Annotated in this window: 19 protein-coding genes and 1 riboswitch; of the genes, 2 read left to right on the forward strand and 17 right to left on the reverse strand. The window is 31.0% G+C overall.

The annotated features are described in order from the left end of the window. Positions 1–40: 40 nt before the first annotated feature. From N5D46_RS13585 to N5D46_RS13630, 10 genes are all read right to left on the reverse strand, one after another. On the reverse strand, positions 41–805 hold the full coding sequence (locus N5D46_RS13585) for a hypothetical protein (RefSeq protein WP_280050309.1): 765 nt from the start codon (positions 803–805) through the stop codon (positions 41–43). Beyond that, positions 778–1,275 (reverse strand): hypothetical protein, encoded by a 498-nt coding sequence (locus tag N5D46_RS13590; protein WP_280050310.1) that lies wholly within the window; start codon positions 1,273–1,275, stop codon positions 778–780. Before N5D46_RS13590 ends, N5D46_RS13585 begins: the two co-directional genes overlap by 28 nt. A 4-nt stretch (positions 1,276–1,279) precedes the next feature. Beyond that, on the reverse strand, positions 1,280–3,175 hold the full coding sequence (locus tag N5D46_RS13595) for an AAA family ATPase (RefSeq protein ID WP_280050311.1): 1,896 nt from the start codon (positions 3,173–3,175) through the stop codon (positions 1,280–1,282). Between the two features lie 2 nt (positions 3,176–3,177). Then, the gene (locus N5D46_RS13600; RefSeq protein ID WP_280050312.1) at positions 3,178–6,315 is read right to left on the reverse strand and encodes an HsdR family type I site-specific deoxyribonuclease; all 3,138 of its coding nucleotides are present in this window, start codon (positions 6,313–6,315) and stop codon (positions 3,178–3,180) included. Beyond that, a complete protein-coding gene (locus tag N5D46_RS13605; RefSeq protein WP_185144228.1) occupies positions 6,312–6,593 on the reverse strand; it encodes a hypothetical protein in 282 nt (93 codons plus the stop codon). Before N5D46_RS13605 ends, N5D46_RS13600 begins: the two co-directional genes overlap by 4 nt. Beyond that, on the reverse strand, positions 6,571–7,194 hold the full coding sequence (locus tag N5D46_RS13610) for a transposase (RefSeq protein ID WP_280050313.1): 624 nt from the start codon (positions 7,192–7,194) through the stop codon (positions 6,571–6,573). Before N5D46_RS13610 ends, N5D46_RS13605 begins: the two co-directional genes overlap by 23 nt. Positions 7,195–7,359: 165 nt before the next feature. Beyond that, positions 7,360–9,165: an AAA family ATPase gene (locus tag N5D46_RS13615; protein ID WP_280050314.1), complete on the reverse strand. Its 1,806-nt coding sequence runs from the start codon at positions 9,163–9,165 to the stop codon at positions 7,360–7,362. A gap of 107 nt (positions 9,166–9,272) precedes the next feature. Continuing rightward, positions 9,273–9,614, reverse strand: coding sequence for a DUF3024 domain-containing protein (locus tag N5D46_RS13620; protein WP_038330365.1), 342 nt, complete (start codon positions 9,612–9,614; stop codon positions 9,273–9,275). A 33-nt stretch (positions 9,615–9,647) separates the two neighbouring features. Then, positions 9,648–11,261, reverse strand: coding sequence for a restriction endonuclease subunit S (locus tag N5D46_RS13625; RefSeq protein ID WP_084106806.1), 1,614 nt, complete (start codon positions 11,259–11,261; stop codon positions 9,648–9,650). Further along, a complete protein-coding gene (locus tag N5D46_RS13630; protein WP_038330367.1) occupies positions 11,251–12,810 on the reverse strand; it encodes a type I restriction-modification system subunit M in 1,560 nt (519 codons plus the stop codon). The genes N5D46_RS13625 and N5D46_RS13630 overlap by 11 nt, the downstream gene beginning before the upstream one ends. A 223-nt stretch (positions 12,811–13,033) precedes the next feature. On the opposite strand from N5D46_RS13630, the gene N5D46_RS13635 reads away from it, so the two are divergent. After that, positions 13,034–13,441, forward strand: a complete 408-nt coding sequence (locus N5D46_RS13635) for a hypothetical protein (protein WP_280050315.1) — start codon at positions 13,034–13,036, stop codon at positions 13,439–13,441. Between the two features lie 45 nt (positions 13,442–13,486). On the opposite strand, the gene N5D46_RS13640 is transcribed toward N5D46_RS13635, so the two are convergent. The 3 genes from N5D46_RS13640 to N5D46_RS13650 form a co-directional block, all read right to left on the reverse strand. Further along, complete coding sequence (locus N5D46_RS13640) at positions 13,487–13,726, reverse strand: hypothetical protein (protein ID WP_280050316.1); 240 nt, start codon at positions 13,724–13,726, stop codon at positions 13,487–13,489. Positions 13,727–13,775: 49 nt separating this feature from the next. Continuing rightward, positions 13,776–13,870: riboswitch (SAM-I-IV-variant riboswitch) on the reverse strand. A 56-nt stretch (positions 13,871–13,926) separates the two neighbouring features. Next, positions 13,927–14,385, reverse strand: a complete 459-nt coding sequence (locus tag N5D46_RS13645) for a S24 family peptidase (protein WP_038330372.1) — start codon at positions 14,383–14,385, stop codon at positions 13,927–13,929. Further along, a complete protein-coding gene (locus N5D46_RS13650; RefSeq protein ID WP_347881036.1) occupies positions 14,386–15,654 on the reverse strand; it encodes a Y-family DNA polymerase in 1,269 nt (422 codons plus the stop codon). A 90-nt stretch (positions 15,655–15,744) separates the two neighbouring features. Between N5D46_RS13650 and N5D46_RS13655 the strand changes: the two genes are divergently transcribed. Next, positions 15,745–16,551, forward strand: a complete 807-nt coding sequence (locus tag N5D46_RS13655; protein WP_280050317.1) for a GIY-YIG nuclease family protein — start codon at positions 15,745–15,747, stop codon at positions 16,549–16,551. Here the strand turns inward: N5D46_RS13655 and N5D46_RS13660 are convergent. From N5D46_RS13660 to N5D46_RS13675, 4 genes are all read right to left on the reverse strand, one after another. Next, a complete protein-coding gene (locus N5D46_RS13660) occupies positions 16,540–17,124 on the reverse strand; it encodes an SOS response-associated peptidase (protein ID WP_280050318.1) in 585 nt (194 codons plus the stop codon). The genes N5D46_RS13655 and N5D46_RS13660 overlap by 12 nt on opposite strands. Positions 17,125–17,575: 451 nt before the next feature. After that, positions 17,576–18,256: an Abi family protein gene (locus tag N5D46_RS13665; RefSeq protein ID WP_125350701.1), complete on the reverse strand. Its 681-nt coding sequence runs from the start codon at positions 18,254–18,256 to the stop codon at positions 17,576–17,578. 547 nt (positions 18,257–18,803) lie between these two features. Then, positions 18,804–19,472 (reverse strand): hypothetical protein, encoded by a 669-nt coding sequence (locus tag N5D46_RS13670; RefSeq protein ID WP_125350702.1) that lies wholly within the window; start codon positions 19,470–19,472, stop codon positions 18,804–18,806. A 196-nt stretch (positions 19,473–19,668) separates the two neighbouring features. Then, the gene (locus N5D46_RS13675) at positions 19,669–21,324 is read right to left on the reverse strand and encodes an AAA family ATPase (protein WP_125350703.1); all 1,656 of its coding nucleotides are present in this window, start codon (positions 21,322–21,324) and stop codon (positions 19,669–19,671) included. Between the last annotated feature and the right edge of the window lie 197 nt (positions 21,325–21,521).

Below are 21,521 nucleotides of genomic sequence, written 5' to 3' on the forward strand. Positions count from 1 at the left end.
ACAAACGTATAATAGATGCATGAAATAACAGACAATATTATCAATATAATAATTCTTTAATTTGATTTGTAATCTCTTCTTGCCAAGTTTTAATATCCGTTGATGTAGCAATTTGCATGACACTACATTCTTTATCTGACATTTCTAAATGTTTTTTTGAACTAAAGTAATTTCCTTTCTGAATGATATGTTGATCCGAAGGATAAACAAGAGCAACTTTTTTAGCTTGATAAAATCGAAGATAAACATACATTTGACGCAAATCTTCTGGAGATGGATTATAACCATTTAGATTTTTCCATTTTGTATCCAAAACGAAACTTTCTTGAGATTCTTTACATTTTAAAATAATGTCAGGTCGCATTTTTGACGAATATCCCGAAGTTGGTTTCCAAAAACTTTTTGTTACTTGTGATGAAACAAAATGTGTTGTTAATTTTCTTTTCAACGTCACTAAAATAAACTGCTCCCATAAACTATTCATATCAAACATTAAAGCCAATACATCATTTCGACCTTTGGAAATATCAGGATGATAGTTCAACAATAATAATTTAGAAATTTCTAAAGCAGTTTGATAATGCTGATTTTTTCGATCAAAAACTATTTTTTTGAATGTAGACTCATTTACTTTTATTTCTTTCATTTCAGGGAAGTCTAAAGTCAATGCACCAATTCTTCCTTTTAAAAGAGAGTTTGAATTTATATGTGCTAAAAGTTTTATCGTTTTGAATAAGATTTCATGAATAGAATGTTCATTAGAATACTGCGTATATTTTACATAAAAATGTTCTTTATGAACCAAATTATGGGTAATATGTTTTGAGAACTGTAAAGCACCCTTAAAGATGTTTGATTTCCTTCATTTTTACGGTATCTTTTAATCAAACCTCTATGAAGTAAGTATTCTATTTCTGAAATAAATAGCTCAAAGTACAGCTCTAAGATTGAATTTGATTTTAATTTCAATGAACTCGAACCAGTTGATTTAACATCAAATCCCCAAACGGTTTTGATCATTCCAATCAATAAATCACGCCATTTTTCTTCACCAGACTTATCTGTTTTTGGTAAAACTTCAATTGTAGTTTTTCCTATTTGAATTACACCAACATGTTCATTGAATTGAACACCATTTCTTAAAAGTTTAAAAAATGGTGTATAATTTCCGTGATAGCGTTCTAAAGCTTCATGAATTTGCTTTTCTTTTTCGTCTTTTAGATTGAAAAAACGTTTTTCATGCTCAAAAACTGTGATATGATTCTGCTTATTCAAAACACTAGCGATTCATTAATAAATTAATTGCTTCTCTAAAACCTTCAAAATTATCTTTGTAATTGATGATTTCATACGATTCTTTTTCCTCAAATTGAGAATAATCTAAATGCTCAAAATTAGCAAATACAGAATCTTGTTCCATTTTTCTAATAAACCCAGTTCCTAATACCAAACCAATTTTTCCATAATCACCAAAGAAATATTCTTGTAGAAGTGGAATGATGTTTTTGTAAAAAGAATCGATAATTGTCGTTTCATTTTTATTGATAAAATACGCATGACCAATTAGATGATCTCGATCCAATAATTTTTCAATTCTTTTATTTATAGTTTCAAGAATATCAGCTGCTTTAAAACCGTACAATTCTTGTTGTAAACCTTCTAAATCATATTTTGGTGGCATTTCTTCAAACACAAAACGACGTCTTAATGCAGTATCTAAAGCCTCCACACTTCGGTCAGCTGTATTCATTGTTCCAATAATATAAAGATTACGCGGAACACCAAACTTCTCCTTAGAATATGGTAAAGTCACTTCAATTGCTTCATCATTACCTAACCTTTTATCTTCTTCAATTAAGGTAATCAATTCCCCAAAAATTTGCGATACATTTCCACGGTTGATTTCGTCGATAAAAAGAGCATATTTATTAAAAGGATCTCGTTTTGCTCGGTCTGCAATTCTTTTGAAAATTCCATCTTCAATTTTGTATTTTAATTCTCCTTCTTCATTTTCAAGATCAGGTTTGATACCTTCCATAAAATCTTCATAACTATATGATTGATGAAAAGTTATAAACTCATAATTTTTAATGAGTTTATCAGGAGAAGGATTGAAATTTTTGAACGAATCATAAATTTCAATTATTTCGGGATATAAATCTTTTACTAATTGTAAATCAATTGTCCAATTTGAATTCTCGTCCTTTGAAAAATATAAAGGGTTTTGTCTCTTTTCTACATTAACATGCTGACATTCCTTTATTGTATGAGCTTGTAATTGTCCCCAAATTGTTGGAACTATTGTCTTTGATGCAGATTGAGACTCTTTAATTTTAATTAGTTCATGATCATATATTTCAGTTACTCTTGCTTTATTAATATCTAATAATACAATTGTAATAACTTGCCACCAACTCAAAGGTTTAACTAATTCATTCAAAAACTGCTCTCTAGATAACGAGTTTTCTCGTACGGTAAATAAATCAAAGAATTTTTGTTTTAAAGAATACGTTTTTCCTGTTCCAGGAGGACCGTAAAGTATTTGGTTAAGAGGCTGTTTCATTATTTTTTCTTCAGATTCTTTAATAATTGTATTTAGATTGTTTATACTATAACTAGGATCACCTAAAACTTTCTTAATTTCATTAATCTTCTCTAATCTTTTTTGAAAATTATCTTCTGTGATTAAAAATCGATCTTCTAATTTATATGATTTTAATAATTCTAAAGCTTTAGATCTAAACTCGTTTAAGTAAAAGCCAAGATTTTCAATATAGTTTTTAGGATCGTCGAATTGAAAATATCCAACATTTTCGTTATTTAGCTTTATGTCGAAAATTTCGGAGAGTTCTTTATGGAAACTAATTTCTTCGTTTGTAAAATCTCCTTTTTTAAATGAAATTTCGATATAATTAGTTTGTTCTCCTTCTTTATTTGAACCTACAACAAATCCAATTGTTTTTATTTTACGCGCATTATCCCCTTTTCTGAAAAGTGGTACATAAATATAGTTTGAACCTTGAAACCATTGACCTTTTTCTAATCGTTTTACATCTTTTGCTTGCGGGCTATCTCTTTCTCTTAGTGAAAAAGTAAAATCTGGATGATCTTTCTTAAAATCAAGAAGTAAATCCAATAATTCATCTGAAATCTCAAGTAATTTTTTCTGTTCCATTTTTACCTATTCTTCTTAAAATTTTCTGCTTGTTCTAATACATTCTTATACACATCATCCTGCGTAATAGGAGGGTAGCCGTATTGATGTAATTTAACGATGATATCCATCTTAAGTTGTGCTTTAATATCATCACGGTCGCACCAATCGGGATATTTGGCTGTATTTTCTACAATTATTTTTATTTCACGAGCAAGCTCTAGCATTTTGTCGTTATCGAATTCAAAACCGTATTGTTTGCAAATCATGTCCAAAATATCGTAAAAAGCTTTTTCTTCATAGTCGATGCCTAAATCTTGGAACGAATCCATTTCAACTCGAAGTTTGATAATTAAGTCCAACATTTGTTCTGCTGTATCAAACTGAATGCCTTCATAATCTAAAATATCACCTTCGCTACGTTCGTTGTAACGGTTGATGATGGATTGTAAACGTTCTGAAAAATCTTGTCCTTTTACTTTATTCACCTTTTTAAAATCGTTGATGGTTTGTTTTAATAAACGTTCTAAGATTTTAATTTTGGTATTCGGTAATTCTAGGTTAGAGATTTTCTCAATGAATTTATCGTTGAATAAATCAATCGCATTTGCCTTATTATCATCGAGCTTAAATATTTCTTCAACTCCTTCCGAAATAATAGCTTCTTCTACCAATTTAGCCACTTTAGCATTCATTTGAGCTGTATCAGGTGCTTCGCCTTTTGTCAATTTTACCACAATAGATTTCACCGCAAAATAGAAATGTAACTCATCGACTTCTTTAGGCGTGAACAATTCAGAACCACTCACCAAATTATAGGCTGATTTCAATTTCTTCGTTACATTCACAAAGAATTTTTCTGAATCTTCAGTTTGTAAAACCAATTCAGAAGCTTTGTTTAAACAGCTTAATCGTTTAACGGGATTACCTTGGTAATAATCAGTAGCATCAAATTGATGAAAATATTGACGTAATAAATCCATTTGATCTCTAACGATGATTTCAGCTTGATTTAAGTCCTCAAAATCATCGTCGGCCGTTTGATTATTGAACATTCCTAATGCCTTATTCAGATTCTTTTTGATTCCTATGTAATCAACTACTAATCCGCGATCTTTTCCTTCGTATTTACGATTGACACGAGAAATGGTTTGTATTAAATTGTGTGTTTGTAAAGGTTTATCAATATAAATGGTATCTAAGAAAGGAACATCAAATCCTGTTAACCACATATCTACGACAATGGCAATTTTGAAGTTGGATTTGATTTGCTTGAATTGTCGGTCTAATTCTTTTCGTTCATCTTTATTACCCAAAAGTTCCCAAAGCTCTTTTTCATCATCTTTATTGCGTGTCATCACCATTTTAACACGCTCTATAGGTTTAATTTCTTTTTGTTCTTTGGCGGTTAAACCTTCAGGAAGCATCATTTCTCCCCATTCAGGTCGTAAAGCTAAAATCTCTTTATATAGTTTATATGCAATGCCACGAGATGCACATACAAACATTACTTTGCCGGCTACCGTTGCGTTTTCTTCCAAACGATTTTCATAATGTTCCACAAAGTCTTTCGCAATAGCTTTTATACGGTCACCATCTCCTAAAACAACTTCCATATTAGCAATAGCTTTTTGGCTGGCTTCTACGTGATATTCCGATGCGCCTTCAGCTACTGCATTTTCGTAATAGTTTTCGATTTCCTGAACTTTATTGTAATCTAAATTCACTTTTGCTGCTCGACCTTCATAGACCAAACGAACTGTAATTTCATCATTAACCGATTCGAACATGGTGTATTGATCTACCATATCTCCAAACACTTCTAACGTTTTGTCGATAGGTGTTCCTGTAAAGCCAACATAAGTAGCATTGGGCAAAGAATCGTGTAAATACTTGGCAAAACCATAAGATTTTGTAACACCTTTATCTTCGTCAATTTTAACTTTTAAGTCTAAATTGACTTGTGAACGGTGAGCTTCATCCGAAATACAAATGATATTGGTACGATCGGATAAGATTTCAGCATCTTCGGCAAATTTCTGAACCGTAGTTAAAAACACACCGCCACTTTCTCTACCACGCAAACGCGCGCGTAAATCGGCTCTCGATTCGATATTGATGATATTTTCATCTCCAATAAATTTCTTGGCATTGGTAAAATCCTTCGACAATTGATCGTCTAAATCTGTACGATCAGAAATGATAATAATCGTTGGACTTGCAAAATCTGTTGAACGCATCAATAAACGTGTTAAATACAACATCGTAAAACTTTTACCACAACCCGTAGCACCAAAATTTGTACCTCCTTTACCATCACCTTGTGGTTTACGGTGGACTAAGATGTTTTGATACAACTTATTTGCCGCATAATATTGCGGATAACGACACAGAATTTTATCATCTCTTTTAGAATTATCTGGAAACAATACAAAATGATGAATAATATCGACCAATCTTGTTTGGTTTAACATTCCATGTACAATAGAAGTTGTGGTTTCTATACCTGTTAAGGCTTTCTTTTCTGCTCCAGTAATTTTATTCCAACCGTAGTAAAATTCGTAAGGAGAAAATACTGTTCCGGCTTTGTTATTCACCCCATCACTAATCACACAAAACACATTGTATTTTAGTAATTCGGGGATATCTCTTTTGTAACGTGTCGTTAATTGCTTGTAAGCATCGTGAATGGTAATTTCTTCTTCTATCGCTGTCTTAAATTCAAAGACGACGACAGGAATTCCATTGATGTATGAAATCAAATCAGGAATACGTAGTTCGCTTCCTTGAATTTCCAATTGATTGACAATTTTGAAATTATTATTTTCGGTATTTTCAATATCAATATAACGAATGTGTAAATCTTTCTTTGATGGGTCGTTTCGTTTAAAAATCAATCCATCTGCTAAAAGCTTACAGATGTATTTGTTAGATTCGTATAGGGTAGAAGTGCTCTGAAAAGCCAACTCATTGATTAAAGTTTCAACTTCTATTTCTTCTAAATCGGGATAGCTGTTGAAAAGAAAAGTATGTAAATCTTCTTTGAGTAAAACTTCTTGGTTAGAAGTTCTTGTTAATTCTTTTCCGTTAATATAGTGATAGCCTTCTGTTTCCAGAAGGCTTATAAATGCTTTTTCTAATTGTGATTCGATGTATTTCATAATAGGTTATATTCATCGTTTATTTCCGTTGAGGCTGTTGGGGCTGTTGGGGCTGTTGGGGCGAATTGCAATTCGCCCTTACTATTTTCGCCCTTACTATTTTCACCCTTACTATTTTCGCCCTTACTATCTTCGTCCTTACTATCTTCGTCCTTACTATCTTCGCCCTTACTATTTTCACCCTTACTATTTTCGCCCTTACTATCTTCGTCCTTACTATCTTCGCCCTTACTATTTTCACCCTTACTTATGCTATTACTGTGATAGGTTATATTCATCGTTAATCCATCGTTTAGGATTTTCAATAATGTAATTTCTGATATTGATATAAGCCTTTTCATCTCTTATGATATGTTCATAGTAGTTACGTTGCCAGATCTTATATGCTAAGGATTTTATGATTTCCCTCGTTGGATTAGTTGGGAAAGTTGGGGCGGTTGGGGCGAATTGCAAATTGCCCTTACAGTATTCGCCCTTACTTTCTTCGCCCTTACTTTCTAGTTCTTTTATTTTTTTTATTGTAGCTATTTTATAGCCTCTTACGATTGCACCTATGGTTTGGGAAGGCGATTTAAATGTGCCGACAATATTGCAGGATTCTATAGGATATAATATTTCTATAATACCATGGATATGATTAGGCATTACGACAAATTCGTGCAATACAACATTATTTCGTACTTCCTGCGTATGTAACCACTCATCAGCTGCAATTTGCCCAAATTCATTCATACACATGATGCCATCTTTTATAGTACCAAACAAATGCGCTCTATCTTGACAAACTAAAGTAACAAAATACAATCCTGCTTGACTATAATCATAGCCAACCAAACGTATCGATCTTCGATGATGTTTATGAGGGTTGTATTGTTCCATAACTTAGCTATTTAAAAGTATAATATACTGATAGTTTTTTGTTGGGGCGAATTGCAATTCGCCCATACTAACTTCGCCCACTGTTTCAAAAAAATTGATTACTCCTCTATCACCAAAAGACTTATAAAAGCTTGTTCTAATTGTGATTCGGTGTATTTCATTGGTTTATTGGGCTTCAATTAGGTTATGAAAACCGTCCTTAATCTTTTTCAAATGGTCAAATTGCCTATGAATTCCATCTATTCCTTCAATTTTTAATTCTTGGTGTCTAAATACATCAGAAATTTGCCAAGAATGTTTTTGAGCTGGTATTAAATGTGAAACAAAAATATTTAAATCTTCCATTTTATAACAAAATGCTTCTTTATTCCTTATTGTGTCGTAAATGCATTGTGAATTAAATTGTTTATCAGAAATACATTCTGCTAATTTTTCAAAACCATCCTTATCAAAATCAAATAAAAAAGCTATTTGTTTTTGGTTTGCAAGATTCTTAAAAAACGGTATTGCTTTAAATATTCTTACTAGATTAGGCATATTGCCACATCCATTGGAATCAATGAATTTGATTCTATCATCGCCTTTAATTGATTCAAAATTTTTAACATCATTGTTTCCTTCAAGGAATACAATCATATCATATTTTGTATTAAATACATCTTCTAAAATTCCAAATTCTCCATGATAAACAAACTTTGGAGCTAGTCGCTTCAAAATCTCTCTTTTTCCATTCTCATCATTAGCACACTTAAGCTCACGAGAATCTGTTAATTCAAACAATTCCTTAGGCTCAACTTCAACTACAGTTGATGGAGAATGAGTGGTAAGAACTACATTAATATTTTTGAATTGCTCTTTAATAACGTAAATATACATTTCAGCTAACTGAGGATTCAAGTTAGCATCAAACTCATCAAGCATTATAAGTTCTAGTTTTGATTCTTTCGCAGCAAAATAATAACAAATTAGTTCAAATATAATTTTTTCACCACTAGATAATGAATCAAAGTGAATGTAATTTTTTAATGGCTTATCATATCTATCAAATGCTATTTCATAGTTTGATTCAAAACTTTGAGGTGGTACTAATACATATTTAAAATGTCCATTTTTACAGTACTTTTCAAGTTCTTCATTAATTTCCTCCCATAATTTTTTTGTTTTAGTTTTTGAACTTTTACTTTTAAAATCCTGAAATATCTTATTAGACATTTTTTGAACTATAGATTCGATCGAACGAAATTCTTTTGTGATTAAATCGTATATATATTTTTTTAAAGTATGTTCGCTAGAAATCTTGGATTTTTTCCTAAGTTCAATTTTTAAATCATCCTCAATTTTTTTACGCATTTTATTAATAATCTCTCTTTGTACTTCATTAAAACCTAAAGCATAAAATTTTTCCAAAATATTACCACCCTTTTGGATTCCAAAAATAGTTGAGTTATTAACTTTATTTTTATTAAGTTCAGTAATTAACTTTTTATCAATTTGATGGGAGGTAGGAATTCCCAATTCTTTTTTTATATTATCTAGATCATCAAATTGATAATCAGCTAATAGATTAGCAATACCTTCTAAATACAAATAACCATTAGCGTAATAAATACTTCCTACATCGAATAAAGCAGAATAAAAATCAGTTTTATCTAAAAAAGGAGAATTTACTCTACCTCTTCTTCTAAGACCTATGGATTCAATCTCTTTTATAATGTTCTCTAAAGAAATTTCGTCATTTGAATTTGAGCCTATTAACTTTCTTCTATCACCATTTTGGAAATCATTGTTTTGTAAAGTCTTTATAAAGCATTTGCTTCTATCAGAATAATTTTCATATAAATACTTCAGTATCGTAGATTTTCCTGAACCATTTAATCCAGTAATAACAGCTAAGTTGGTATTGAATTCCAAATTAATATTATTCGCTATTCCTTTATATCCTTTAGGTACTGAATATCTAAATTTCTTCATTTATTATAGTCTTTCTTAAGTTTATAGTAGTTTAATTTTCGTTTACCCCTCCAACGTTGCTAAGCGACTTAACAACAACGATTGTAGTTGGGAGTGTTTTGTATTTTTTACCCAAAGAAGCAATGGAACTGATCTTCTTTTATAATCGCTAATAAATCTTGTAAATTATCAGCAATTGGGTGTGGCTCATACAACTCCCATATGCCTGAAGCACGCATCCAATACAGTTTCCATTCATTTGTGGTTTTTGTATAGCGAATTTTAGCAAATTCTGATTGGATTAGTTCGTTCGGATTATTCCAAAATGGACGAATCGTATATAAAATAGCAGTATTCTTTTCCCAAGAATACCCAAAATCTAATTGTTTGCGTATCTCGTGATCTTCTGGTCGTAAGCTTTCTACAAATTGTTTAATATATGCTTCGCTAATACTAATTTCTTTTCCCATTTGTGTTGATTTTTATAGTAATTTAGTTTTTCTTTACCCCTCTAACGTTGCTAAGCGACTTAATAACAACGATTGAAGTTGTGTGAGTTGTTTATTTTGGTCTTTTAAATTGTAAACTTGATAAAAACAATTTTTAAATATATTTTCCATTTTATCCTCAATCTCTTTTGAACCAAATATAATTTTTCTGAATTTTAAATCTTCATCAAATGTAATCTGTGGAAATGTACCTGATCTTCCTTCTGCAGAATCTTGAAAATCTTTAATCGTCTCATCAGATATTAAATAATAATATATTCTATATAATCCCAATTCATTATTTAATCTTCTTAATACCATTAATTTAGTAGAAACCACATAATCATCTGCATCATTTCTTACCAATGCAAATCTTCTATTGTTCGGTCTGATTTCACTATACAATATGTCATCCTTTTTGATAGATTTTTTAGCCTGACCTGGCATTTCATCCACATTCATATATTCAGAATGTAAAAATTCACCATTTAATATATCTGATGTATTAAAAAAGATTAATTGTTTCTTCTTAAAATCATGAGACTTAGAGAAACTTTGAATAAAGTTCCCTAATTCTTTCACCTCCCAACCTTCAGGAATTTCCTTTTCTAATTCTTGGTTGTACACCATTTTCCCTGCCGTCCTTAACTCCGTTTGCGGGGCAGGTAAACTGGTTTTTAGTTGAGTAATTCCGCCTGCTTTTTCAATTTGCCTGCTTATCCAAGTTCTACCATAGCCTGTTTTTAAATCTTTTTCTCTTTTTGCAGCTTCTTCCTTTGTTGCAAAACTTTCCCAATGAATAACTTTTAAAGGTTTATTAAGTTTTGTCCATTCAGCACCTTCTCCCATATAGTGTTCGTAAAACCTACGGTATAAATCATTCGTCATTCCTTTATAAACAGAATCGTTCTCACATAAGATAAGATATACAAACCAAGTTTTGCCATCTGAAACGGGTAAACCACCGACCCTACTATATGTACAAACACTTCCTATCTTAGTAATATATTCATCGATTGGCAGATTTTGGTTTACCTGCCCGTGAGGACGATAGCTCGAAGGAAGGCAGGGAAATTCAAAATCAACAAACCATTGCTTGTACAACGTTTGCGCAGTGGCTTCTAACTTCTCGCAAATCTGTTCGTTGACTTTTATTTTGTTTGCTACTGCTTGGTATTGGGCTACAATTTCGCGTTGTTTTTCGATGGATGGAATTCTAATTTCAATTGATTTTAATGCATCTAAACTTAATCCACCACGTACGTCTGCATCTGTATAAAACCAACATTGTCTATCAAATTCACTTCTACGAAACCAAAGCATTAAATATTCAGGAATTACATTTTCATCTGTAACTTCAAATACATCGTAAGCTGGAGAAACAATAAATGGATAATCAAATGTAGACATTGAAATTGGTAATCGTTTATCTCTTCCAACGTGCATTCTATTACATGCAAATTGATTCTTTACAACTACTTTATATTTTTTTAAATCCACTCCAATAGTGTTTGCTACAGAAGGCATAAAGTATTTATCAATATTAATTCCGTAAAGAATAGTTGCTATACCATCTACATTTTTATTGGAAATAAATTTGACAATATCTCCTAACTTTTTATAACTCATAGCCCAACGATTTAAACACGTTTGCTACTTCTTGTTTCAAGGTTTCTTCTTGCTGAAACAAGTCTTTCAATTCGGTTTGCAACGTTTGCATTTTCGTATCGTAATCAATGTTTTCGTCACGGTTTACAAACGCTATGTATTTACTTGGTACCAACGAATAATCTTTTTTACGGATTTCCTCTAAGGTTGCAGAGTAACAATATTCGGGTTCATTCGCATAAGTCGTTTCAAAATCTTTTTGTTGCCAGTTATGATAGGTTGCTGCTATCTGCTCAATTTCTTGTTCAGCAAACTGAATGAATTTCTTTTCAAACGGTTCCCCTTTTTGGCGTAAATCCATAAACAATACTTCACCTTCACGATTACGATAGTTTTTTACGCCATCATTTACTTCTACAGTGCGTTCTGTTTTATTGCGGTTCAAAATCCAAAGCGTTACCGAAATATCTGTAGAATAAAACATATTTTGAGGAAGAATTACAATCGCTTCTACCAAGTCGTTTTCTATAATTTGTTTACGGATTTTGTACTCTTCTCCACCACCCGAAAGTGCGCCATTAGCCAAGATAAATCCAGCCACTCCGTTTTGAGATAGTTTGGAAATCATATTCAAAATCCAAGCATAATTGGCATTCGATTTTGGTGGCACTTCATAACCTGTCCAACGTGAATCATCGGTTAATTCATTTTCTGCTCGCCAATCTTTTAAATTAAACGGCGGATTCGCCATGATGTAATCGGCTTTCAATTCTTTGTGCTGATCGTCGGCAAAAGTATCGGCTGCTTTGTTGCCTAAATTGGCAGAAATACCACGAATGGCTAAGTTCATTTTAGCCAGTTTAAACGTGGTATTTGTTAATTCTTGTCCGTAAATCGAAATGTCCTTTTTGTTTCCTTGATGTTTTTCGATAAACTTCAACGATTGCACAAACATACCACCCGAACCACAAGACGGATCATAGATTTTCCCTTTGTACGGTTCAATCATTTCAGCAATTAAATTTACAATCGACTTTGGCGTATAGAATTCTCCTTTTCCCTTTCCTTCGGCAATAGCAAACTTGCTTAAAAAGTATTCGTACACACGACCTACAATATCCTGCGCTTCGTCTTTTAAGGTGTCGATATTATTGATGGTATCCAACAAAGCCGAAAACTTAGATTGATCCAATCCTAATCTTGAGAAATAATTATCTGGCAACGCACCTTCTAACGATTTGTTGGTACGTTCTATCGTTTTAAGCGCAGTATCTACTTTAAGGGTAATATCTTCTTGTTTGGCGTTTTCGATAATGTATTCCCAACGCGATTCCTCTGGTAAATAGAATACATTTTCTGCCTGGTAAAATTCTGGTATTTCTAAGAAGGCTTCTTTACCTTCTGCTTTTAATTCTTCTCTGCGTTTGATGAATTTATCACTTGCAAATTTCAAGAAGATTAAACTCAATACCACGTGTTTATATTCTGACGGTTCTATCGAACCACGTAATTTATTTGCTGCATCCCAAAGGATTTCTTCTGTACTTTTGGTTTGTACTTTTTTAGCCATAATTGTTTATCAATTCTTTGTTGTAAATATACAAAATGTTAAACTGCAAATAAAGTCATAATAACGGATAATTATTTACGGTAAACCATATTTGTTAATGTTTTTCAAATATAATGAAGTATAGCGACAAAATAAGACGTGATGATAATAAACAACGAATAAAAAGGTAGAATAGGATAGAAGCTTTTGAAATAAAAAAGTATATTTATCAAAACTTAAATTGATGTGTCAAGTTTATTCTGATGTCACGTTTTGTACCTGTTCTGATTTTGAAATCGATCAAGTTCAATCTTTAAAAAATTACTGGGTTTTGTATCGTTTCAATGAAGCGTTAGACCTTGTAATTGTCGGAGAAATAATGTTAGATGATATGTTGAAAAAGTATCATCCAACTAACATGGTTGAACTTGTACTTAATAAACTAAATAACAATACGCTGTTTGATAAATCAATTGATTTTGTATACAAAGATCGTTTACATGTTTCGCTTGAATTGAATCAAGGTAACTTAAACTATGGGTTCGAATATGAAGCTAATAGTTGGTCAGAAATTGAGTATGATTATTTTACTTGGGCGAATAGTTACGAAGAAAAAAATGGAGGAGAGGTAAAGCTTTACGAATTGTTATAAATTTATAAAATGAGCCGATTAGCATAAATAATCAGCTCATGTTTTTTAATAGTGTAATTTTTTTTCCTTTAGTAAAACCTTTTTCGCGAAAGAAATTGTATTTTCATTTTTAATGATTGAATAGTCAATTTCTCTTGATTCGAATTGATTAGTTAATGCTTTTAGAAAGTGAGCTCGTGCAGCAACCCATCCAGTATTATCCACCTCTTTATTGAAGGAGTTAATTACTTCTTGATCAGAAAGTGAAATCAAGTTTTTTTCAAATTTTTCAATTAAATTTTCCATTGTTTTGATACTTTAATTTATTAAACAGTATCAATCATTAAGAATTTAGAGAGTGACAATTTTTTGACTGAACAGCCCTCATCGCTTTACCACCGTGGTTTGTTAAACTCGGTTGGTGTACCTTATGTACTCTTGATGATTGAATTATGATATAAAATTATTGATTATATATAAATTATCAAAATAGTTTATAGTTTTTTTTAATTCCTCTTATGCCTCACCAAATCTGTAACCACACCCAAAATAATGACAACATCTTCATCTTGTAATTGAATACAATTTTTGTATTTCGGATTTAGAGAAATCAATTGTTTGTTGATGGCATCATAACGTTTGAACGTGTATTCGGAATTGTTGACCGATACTACAATATCATCATGATGTCTGGGTTCGATATCAGATCGAATGATAAGTAAATCACCTTTTAGGTATTCAGGATACATACTTTCGCCACCCACACGATTAAGATAAGTTGCTTCGGGATGATTCAGTAAAATTTCATCCAAACTAATATTATTCTGTACAAAATCAGCAGCAGGAGAGGGGAAACCTGCTGAAACATCACCAAAAAATTGAACAAATCGTTTTTCACCATCTGTTTTGATAGGGATATTGATTAACTCTTCTGAGAATTTCGGAACTTGAATAAAATGTACCATTTAATAAACATTTAAAATATCTGTAAATCTTGTTGTGTAGCAAGGCGACAAACGTTCTTGCTTCATTTTCCATTTTCTACGCACATCCTGCGAAGCTAATTTTAGCATATGATCGCCATAATTTGCATTTAATTGATCCATGACACTCATCAAAACTTTATGTTTTGGAGAATCTTCGTGAAATAAATTCATTTGTGCTTGATTATTGGGTGTAATAGCCGAAACAATAACACCAGCTTTTTTATAATCAGGAACTTTGCCTTCGGCAGGAACCAATTTATCCAATAAAAATAAAGCTGTTTTTGACAAAACGATACTCGAATTCGAATCAAAATCTAAGGTTGTACTTAATGAGTTTGAAACAAATGATTGCTTTTCATCAAAACGATTGGTCATCACAAAAACAGTAATAATGTTGCATTTTGATTGTTCTTTTCTAAGCTTTTCGGCACAAGAAACAGCAAATGTAGAAACACGCTCTTTCAGATTTTCATAATCATTGATTGTTTTCTCAAAACTACGAGTAGTCGCAATTGATTTTTTGCGTTGAACTTCATCTAATTTTAAGACGCTTTCGCCTAATAATTCCTTTTTCAAACGCAATTCTACGATTGAGAAATTTCGTTTAATGTATTCATCACTCAATAATGTAAAATCATACGCGTTTTTACAACCAATAAAAGCTAAACGTTTAGCTAAACGTCGCCCAATTCCCCAGATATCCTCACATTTTAACCATTTTAAGGCTTTGTTTATTTTCTCTTTCGAATCAATCATATAAACACCATTATGATGTTTAGGAAATTTCTTTGCTATTCGATTCGCCACTTTAGCTAAAGCCTTTGTAGGAGCAATACCAATACAAACAGGGATTTTGGTAATGGTATATATTTTTTGTTTAATTTCTTGGGCGTAATTTACCAAATCATAGTTATCAAAGCCTTTGAAAAGAAGAAAAGATTCATCAATCGAATAAATTTCTATATCAGGACAATAGGATTTTAAAATCATCATCACGCGATTACTCATATCCGCATATAAAGCATAATTTGAAGAGAAAACATTGATTTTATTTAATCTAAAATTATTCTCGTATTCAAAAGCAGGAGCACCCATTGGAATCCCTAAATCTTTTGCTTCATTAGAACGTGCAATTACACAACCATCATTGTTAGAAAGTACCACAACAGGCTTTCCATTCAGCGTTGGATTAAAAACTCGTTCGCACGAGGCATAAAAATTATTGCAGTCAACTAAAGCGTACATCATGTTACAAAGTTGAGCAATTAAAACGCTACAAGGTGTCGTCGAAAAGTGTTAAAAAAATAAAGTTAAAAATTGATTCTGTAAATTTGCGCTATGGTACTGAATGATAGATTGAAAACGTTGGTTGACCAAGTTCCAAAAAATATTTGTGGCGTGTATTATTTATACAACGACAAGCAAGATATTATCTACATTGGAAAAAGTATTGATATCAGAAAAAGATTGATTCAGCATTTCAAATCACTTGATAAAAAGGAAATTAAACTTCAGCATTTTACGCATTCTATACAATTTGAAAATACAGGAAATGAATTAATTGCTTTGTTGAGAGAATCTGAATTAATCAAACAAAATCTGCCAATATTTAATAGAGCTCAACGCAAGATTAAGTTCTTTTACGCCATGTATAAAGAAATAAATTCGGATGGTTATCACGCATTAATAATAAATAAAATTGACAACTCTGGAAGCGAAATCATTTCATTTACATCGCAAAATGAAGCAAAAGATTATTTATTCTATATCACTGAAAAATATAAGCTTTGTCAAAAAGTAAATGGTTTATATAAAACCAAATCAAGTTGTTTTCAATATAGTTTAGACGAATGCAATGGAGCTTGTATAAATAGGGAAGAAGTGAAACTTTATAATAAAAGAGTTCGTCAATTTTTGAAAACAGTGAATTTACCTAAAAAGGACTTTTTATTTGAATTGGGTGGAAGAACTGAAAATGAAAAAGGTATTGTATTAATCGAAAAAGGAGTTTACAAAGGATTTGGCTATTGCGATCATTTACTTGAAAATCTTGATGAAATGAAATTATTTATTGAGCAAAAACAAGATAATAAGGATGTCCGAAAAATCTTATTTCGACATATAAAATCCGAATTATCCAAATAAACTCACTTGGCCATCTTCACGCTGGTAGCTAAAATCAGTAAACGGAACAATTGGTTTACAATCTAACCAATTCATCAAATTCTCACCATCATTTAGGACTACTGGCATACGATGTTTAGTATTATGGATATAATCCATAATGCCGACAGCTTCAGTCGTAACAATCGTAAACGTGTCATCTGAATATAATCCTGCTAAACACATCAAATTATTGTTGATTCCGATATCATATTTGATTTTGTCTTTGCCTTCGTGTCGCCACTCATAAAAGCCATCAACCAATATCACACAACGATTGGTGTAAGCATCTCGAAAAGATGGTTTTTCATCTATAGTTTCAATACGTGCGTTTAAGGTGTTATTCGAATTAAAATCATTTCCAGCCCAATGCGGAATTAAACCCCACTCGAACAAATGAATATAATCTTGTTGATTGGTGATAACAGGTAATTTCGGATGATCAAAACCTTTGAAATGAGGATTTGGCGCAAATCTAACTTCAGGTTTGAATTTCAACCTTGATTTCTTTTCAATCTGTTCTTTTGTTTTGGTCACTTTTACATGAAAACACATAGCATCAACTTTGGAATAAAGATAATGATTACGACTATAAGAACAATTAAAAATTGAATCAATTAAAATGATTGTAGAAGAATTAAAACGAATGTTTTTTATAAAGAGTTTAATATACTACGGTTTCATATAAAACAAAAAACCTCCCTAAAATCACTTTTAAAGAGGTTACTATTTATACTATTTTGTGTTTTTTATAGTTTTTACTACTTCGCATTTTAAATAAGCACAAAAAAAGCAGTAATCATATAAAATACTGCTTGTGTAGTCTAAAACAAACTTAGATAACTCCATAAGAATTAAAAGCTAACTTCGGTGAGCCTGTCCTGAGTTTATCGAAGGGTTCAACAGGCTTTACTTCACTACTTTTATTTGTTATTTGTGTTCAATGATTTCAATACATCTCATGCCCTCCGGGCAAGACGAAAGCTTAGTTATTGTGTGTAGTATTTTATAAATTCTTTGCAATGTTTATTTTATTTTCTATTGCATCGAAATATTCAACATAATTTGCTAAATCTGCATCAATCCAACTCAAAAGTTCATATATTTCATCTTTTATATCTTCAGCATATGTAAAATCAATTAAATTACCACGAAAGCAAATTGGTTCATTATGATAAACCCTATTTCTAAATTCCCTTATTCTATTTAATTTTTGATTTAAGATACTTCTATTAATGCCAGTTGGCTTATGTTTAAAGCAATGGATAACTACACCTCCGATTAAACGATAGTGATGAGTATCAAATAAACTCGTCCAAAAACCAAAAGATTGTTCAGCAACTATTTTACCAGCTGTAATTAATCCTCCTTTACGTTTAATACTTTTCTCTGCGTTAATAATTGAATTTTTAAGAAAAAATCTTGATGCTGTTAATGAATTATGATTCATAAAACCATTCTTCTCTGTTATAATCCAATTAGGATTTGCAAAATGAGAAGATACCTGATAATTACAAGTATTTCTTAAGAATATTTCAAATAAGTTTAAAATTGGATAAAATGATTGAGCAACTCTTAGATTAGCACGATACAATTTTTGAGCTTTTGTTTTTGAATTACCTGAAGCAATAAGAAATCTATTTAGTCTTGGTTGCGATAAATAGTACTCGAGTTTATTATATTCCATTAAAATTTTCTAAATAGTACTGCATTTACAAATATAATACATATCTTTGTAACGTAATGCTTAATAAAGCCTCTTTTCCTTTTAATGGAAAACGTAATTAAGTGAAAGAAAATATTAAAGCTCTTCGAATTTCGGAGAGCTTTTTTTGTAATATTACGCACAACGTTTCGGGGCTTAATGTCAGTGGCGGAAATTGAAGCGAAAAGTTCAATTCAGACCGAAACGTAGCCAAAGCTGTTCCATTATTTGTAAACTCACAAAAAATACGAATATGGACAGCTTTTGGCGGATAAAATAAGCGAGAAGTTCAATTTTGCAATTAACCTCGAATTTTGCCAAGCCGATGTGCTTATTGCACAACTCTAGAATAGGCTAATTTTTCTTATTTTTAGTATGCAAGGACGAAAAGAATTACCACAACTATTTTTATAATTCTGTAAAAAAAACAGAAATAAAAACCTCCTTAAAATCACTTCTAAAGAGATTGTAATTTATACTATTTTGTGTTTTTGTGCTTAAAATTGGAGTTGTGCAACAGTTACCTATGTTAGTCGTGGTTTTTCTTTCTTTTATTTATACTTTTCTTCATAAAGTCAATTATTGAATAAATAATTTTTGTTGATAATTTGTTAAATTCAGTAGAGAGTTTTTTTAATTCAATTGCCAAATTATAAATTTCTTCACTTTCAATTTCATTTATGAATTTGTGAAGTTCCAATGCATCAGTATTTTTATGAGCAATTGTATTATTCCTCACGATTCTTAAGTATTGCTCATTTTCGTTTTTATATTTAGCGAATTTTTTAGAAATTTCTCTAACTGGAATTACAAACTTTTCTTGTTTAAGATCTCTTAGCTGCTTACTTAAATCTCTTCCAATTAATGGATTAATATCATCAAGAAATTCTATTATTGTTAATGCAAGAATTCTTGCAAATAGTTTTTTTTCATAATCTCTTTTTGATAGAATAAATTTTTCAGTTAAAATTGAAACGTCCATATCGAAAATTGAAATGTAAATTGAGGAATTGTATAAACTATTGAAAAAATCTGTTTGATAACTTTTGTTTTGAAGAAGTAGTGTTTTAATATTTTGAATATCTTCTTCTGCAATTTTGATATTTTCATCAATAGCTTCGGTAAGATTTTTTCTTAATTCAGCAAGCTCATCCTCTTCACTTTTAATGATTTCTCGTTTCTTAAATAATTTGAGCATTGCGTTTTTTTTCTTAAAATTAAACTCAAATATACAAACAAAACTATATTGTATACTTTATTGTGTAAAACAAAAAACCTCACTAAAACGGTTGCTGAGCTTGCCGAAGTATTAAAAGAGGTTATTATTTATACTATTTGTGTTTTTGTACCTAAAATTTGAGTTGTGCAACAGTTACCCTTGTTATGTGCTGGCATTATTGTAGAGCTAAGTCCCAACATCTTAATAAAGCTTGATAACATAGATATAAATCTGTTTCAAATTGTTCTTGCGTAATATTTTCTCCAACGTGTTTTGCTAATTGCCTTTTCTTCTTTCCTGTAATTATTTTATCTCCATTTGCATTAGTAGCATCTAAGTCAGCTTGAGTTTTCCTCCAATTTGTATATGTTGAACAAACTTGATCAGGATAAATTTGTTCAATATCCCTGTGTGATAATATGTGTAGTTGATTATTCTCGACTAAATGTCTATATGTTTGTCTAAAATGGTTTACGCCACCTTCTGTTTGTACTGAGGGACAATCTAATAATAATACTACACGATTTTGGTATATGCTAGAACCTAATGGAATAAATAATTTTTCGATTGCATTTATTGTTCTTTCAGCTTGGTCAATGTCACCGTTTGCTTTTATAATTTGAATAGCTGGTTTATCGGCATAAAATCTTCTAATTACTCTCGTTAATAATTCAAATTCAGTCAATCCTTCAACAATTAGAAAATTTTTTGGTAGAAGTAAATCAGATGGACTTCCTCCCAACAATTCAAAAATAATATAGGGTTTTTCAAACTCGCTTACAACCTCAATTTCAGTTTCACCACTGTTTTTTTCAACTTTCATAATTGACTGATTTGTATAATTATCCGCTACAAAAACAGATGAATGTGTATTTATGAATACTTGATCTGTTTCTTGCGAAAGAGCGTGAAGAACATTTTTAAGGTTTCTCTGTGCGGTTGGATGAAGATGTAACTCTGCTTCATCTATGAAAAATAGGAATGACTTTCCGACATCTTCGTTTTGTTTTCTGTAGTCTGCGTAAGCTTGTATAATAGCAAGCATTAAAGCTCGTTGCATTCCGTCTCCTTTTTCTTCTGCAGACGTTTCTACACCATCGTCGATTGATGTTGAAAAACTTTTAAGTAAATCGTCAAATTGTGGGGGAGTAACTTCAAACTTAACTTTTGTAGTATCAGGAAACTGTTTTTCTAAATGAATTTTTACACTATTTCCGATACTTACGAACTCTTGCTTGATTGCAGAATTATCATCTTCAAATAGTTCAGCAAATTTGGCTTGAAATGCTTGATACTGTTGATTTCCTTGTAGAATAGTATTTAAAACTCCAGAAAGCATTATACCAATAGGAGTTGTTTTCGAATATTTTGCTACAGCATCATAATATTGTTTAGTGCTTATATATTCAAACTTTGGAAGGAAATCGTTTAATGCTGCGTCAAATCCAGTTCCAGGTGTTACTTCTGCACCATTAACAAACATTTTCCGCTTATTCGGAATACCACTAATTCTTTGAAAAATTACAATGTCTTCTCCATTTAGAGCATTTTCAATTTTAGTTTTATTTGTTTGATTTTGCATTAATGAAGCTCCATTTTGTGATCCTATAAATTCAATTTCGACAAGAATTTCATTTTGAGGATCTCTTTTATACTTAAGTTCATTAATGTTTGCACCTCTTCCTAAACCATTAAAAAAGAATTCGATTGCTTCAAAAAAGTTTGTTTTACCGCAATTGTTTTGACCTACAAAAATATTGAAGTCTGTTGTTGTGAATTCAGTTTCTTTAATTGAACGAAAGTTTTCAATTTTAATTCGATTTATTTTCATTGGTTAATGAATTTTTTAGGAAATACTTGCACATAACATCGTAATTTACAAAATAAATGATAGAAAAGTTTCGTTAAATATTCCCTATATCATCTACATTTTTATAAATATATTCCAAACATACAACAACCTTTTAACAATAAATTACGGTTTCACGTAAAAACAAAAAACCTCACTAAAAAATACTTAGTGAGGTT

The sequence above is a fragment of the Empedobacter sp. GD03865 genome (assembly GCF_029840775.1).
GTDB lineage: Bacteria > Bacteroidota > Bacteroidia > Flavobacteriales > Weeksellaceae > Empedobacter > Empedobacter falsenii_B.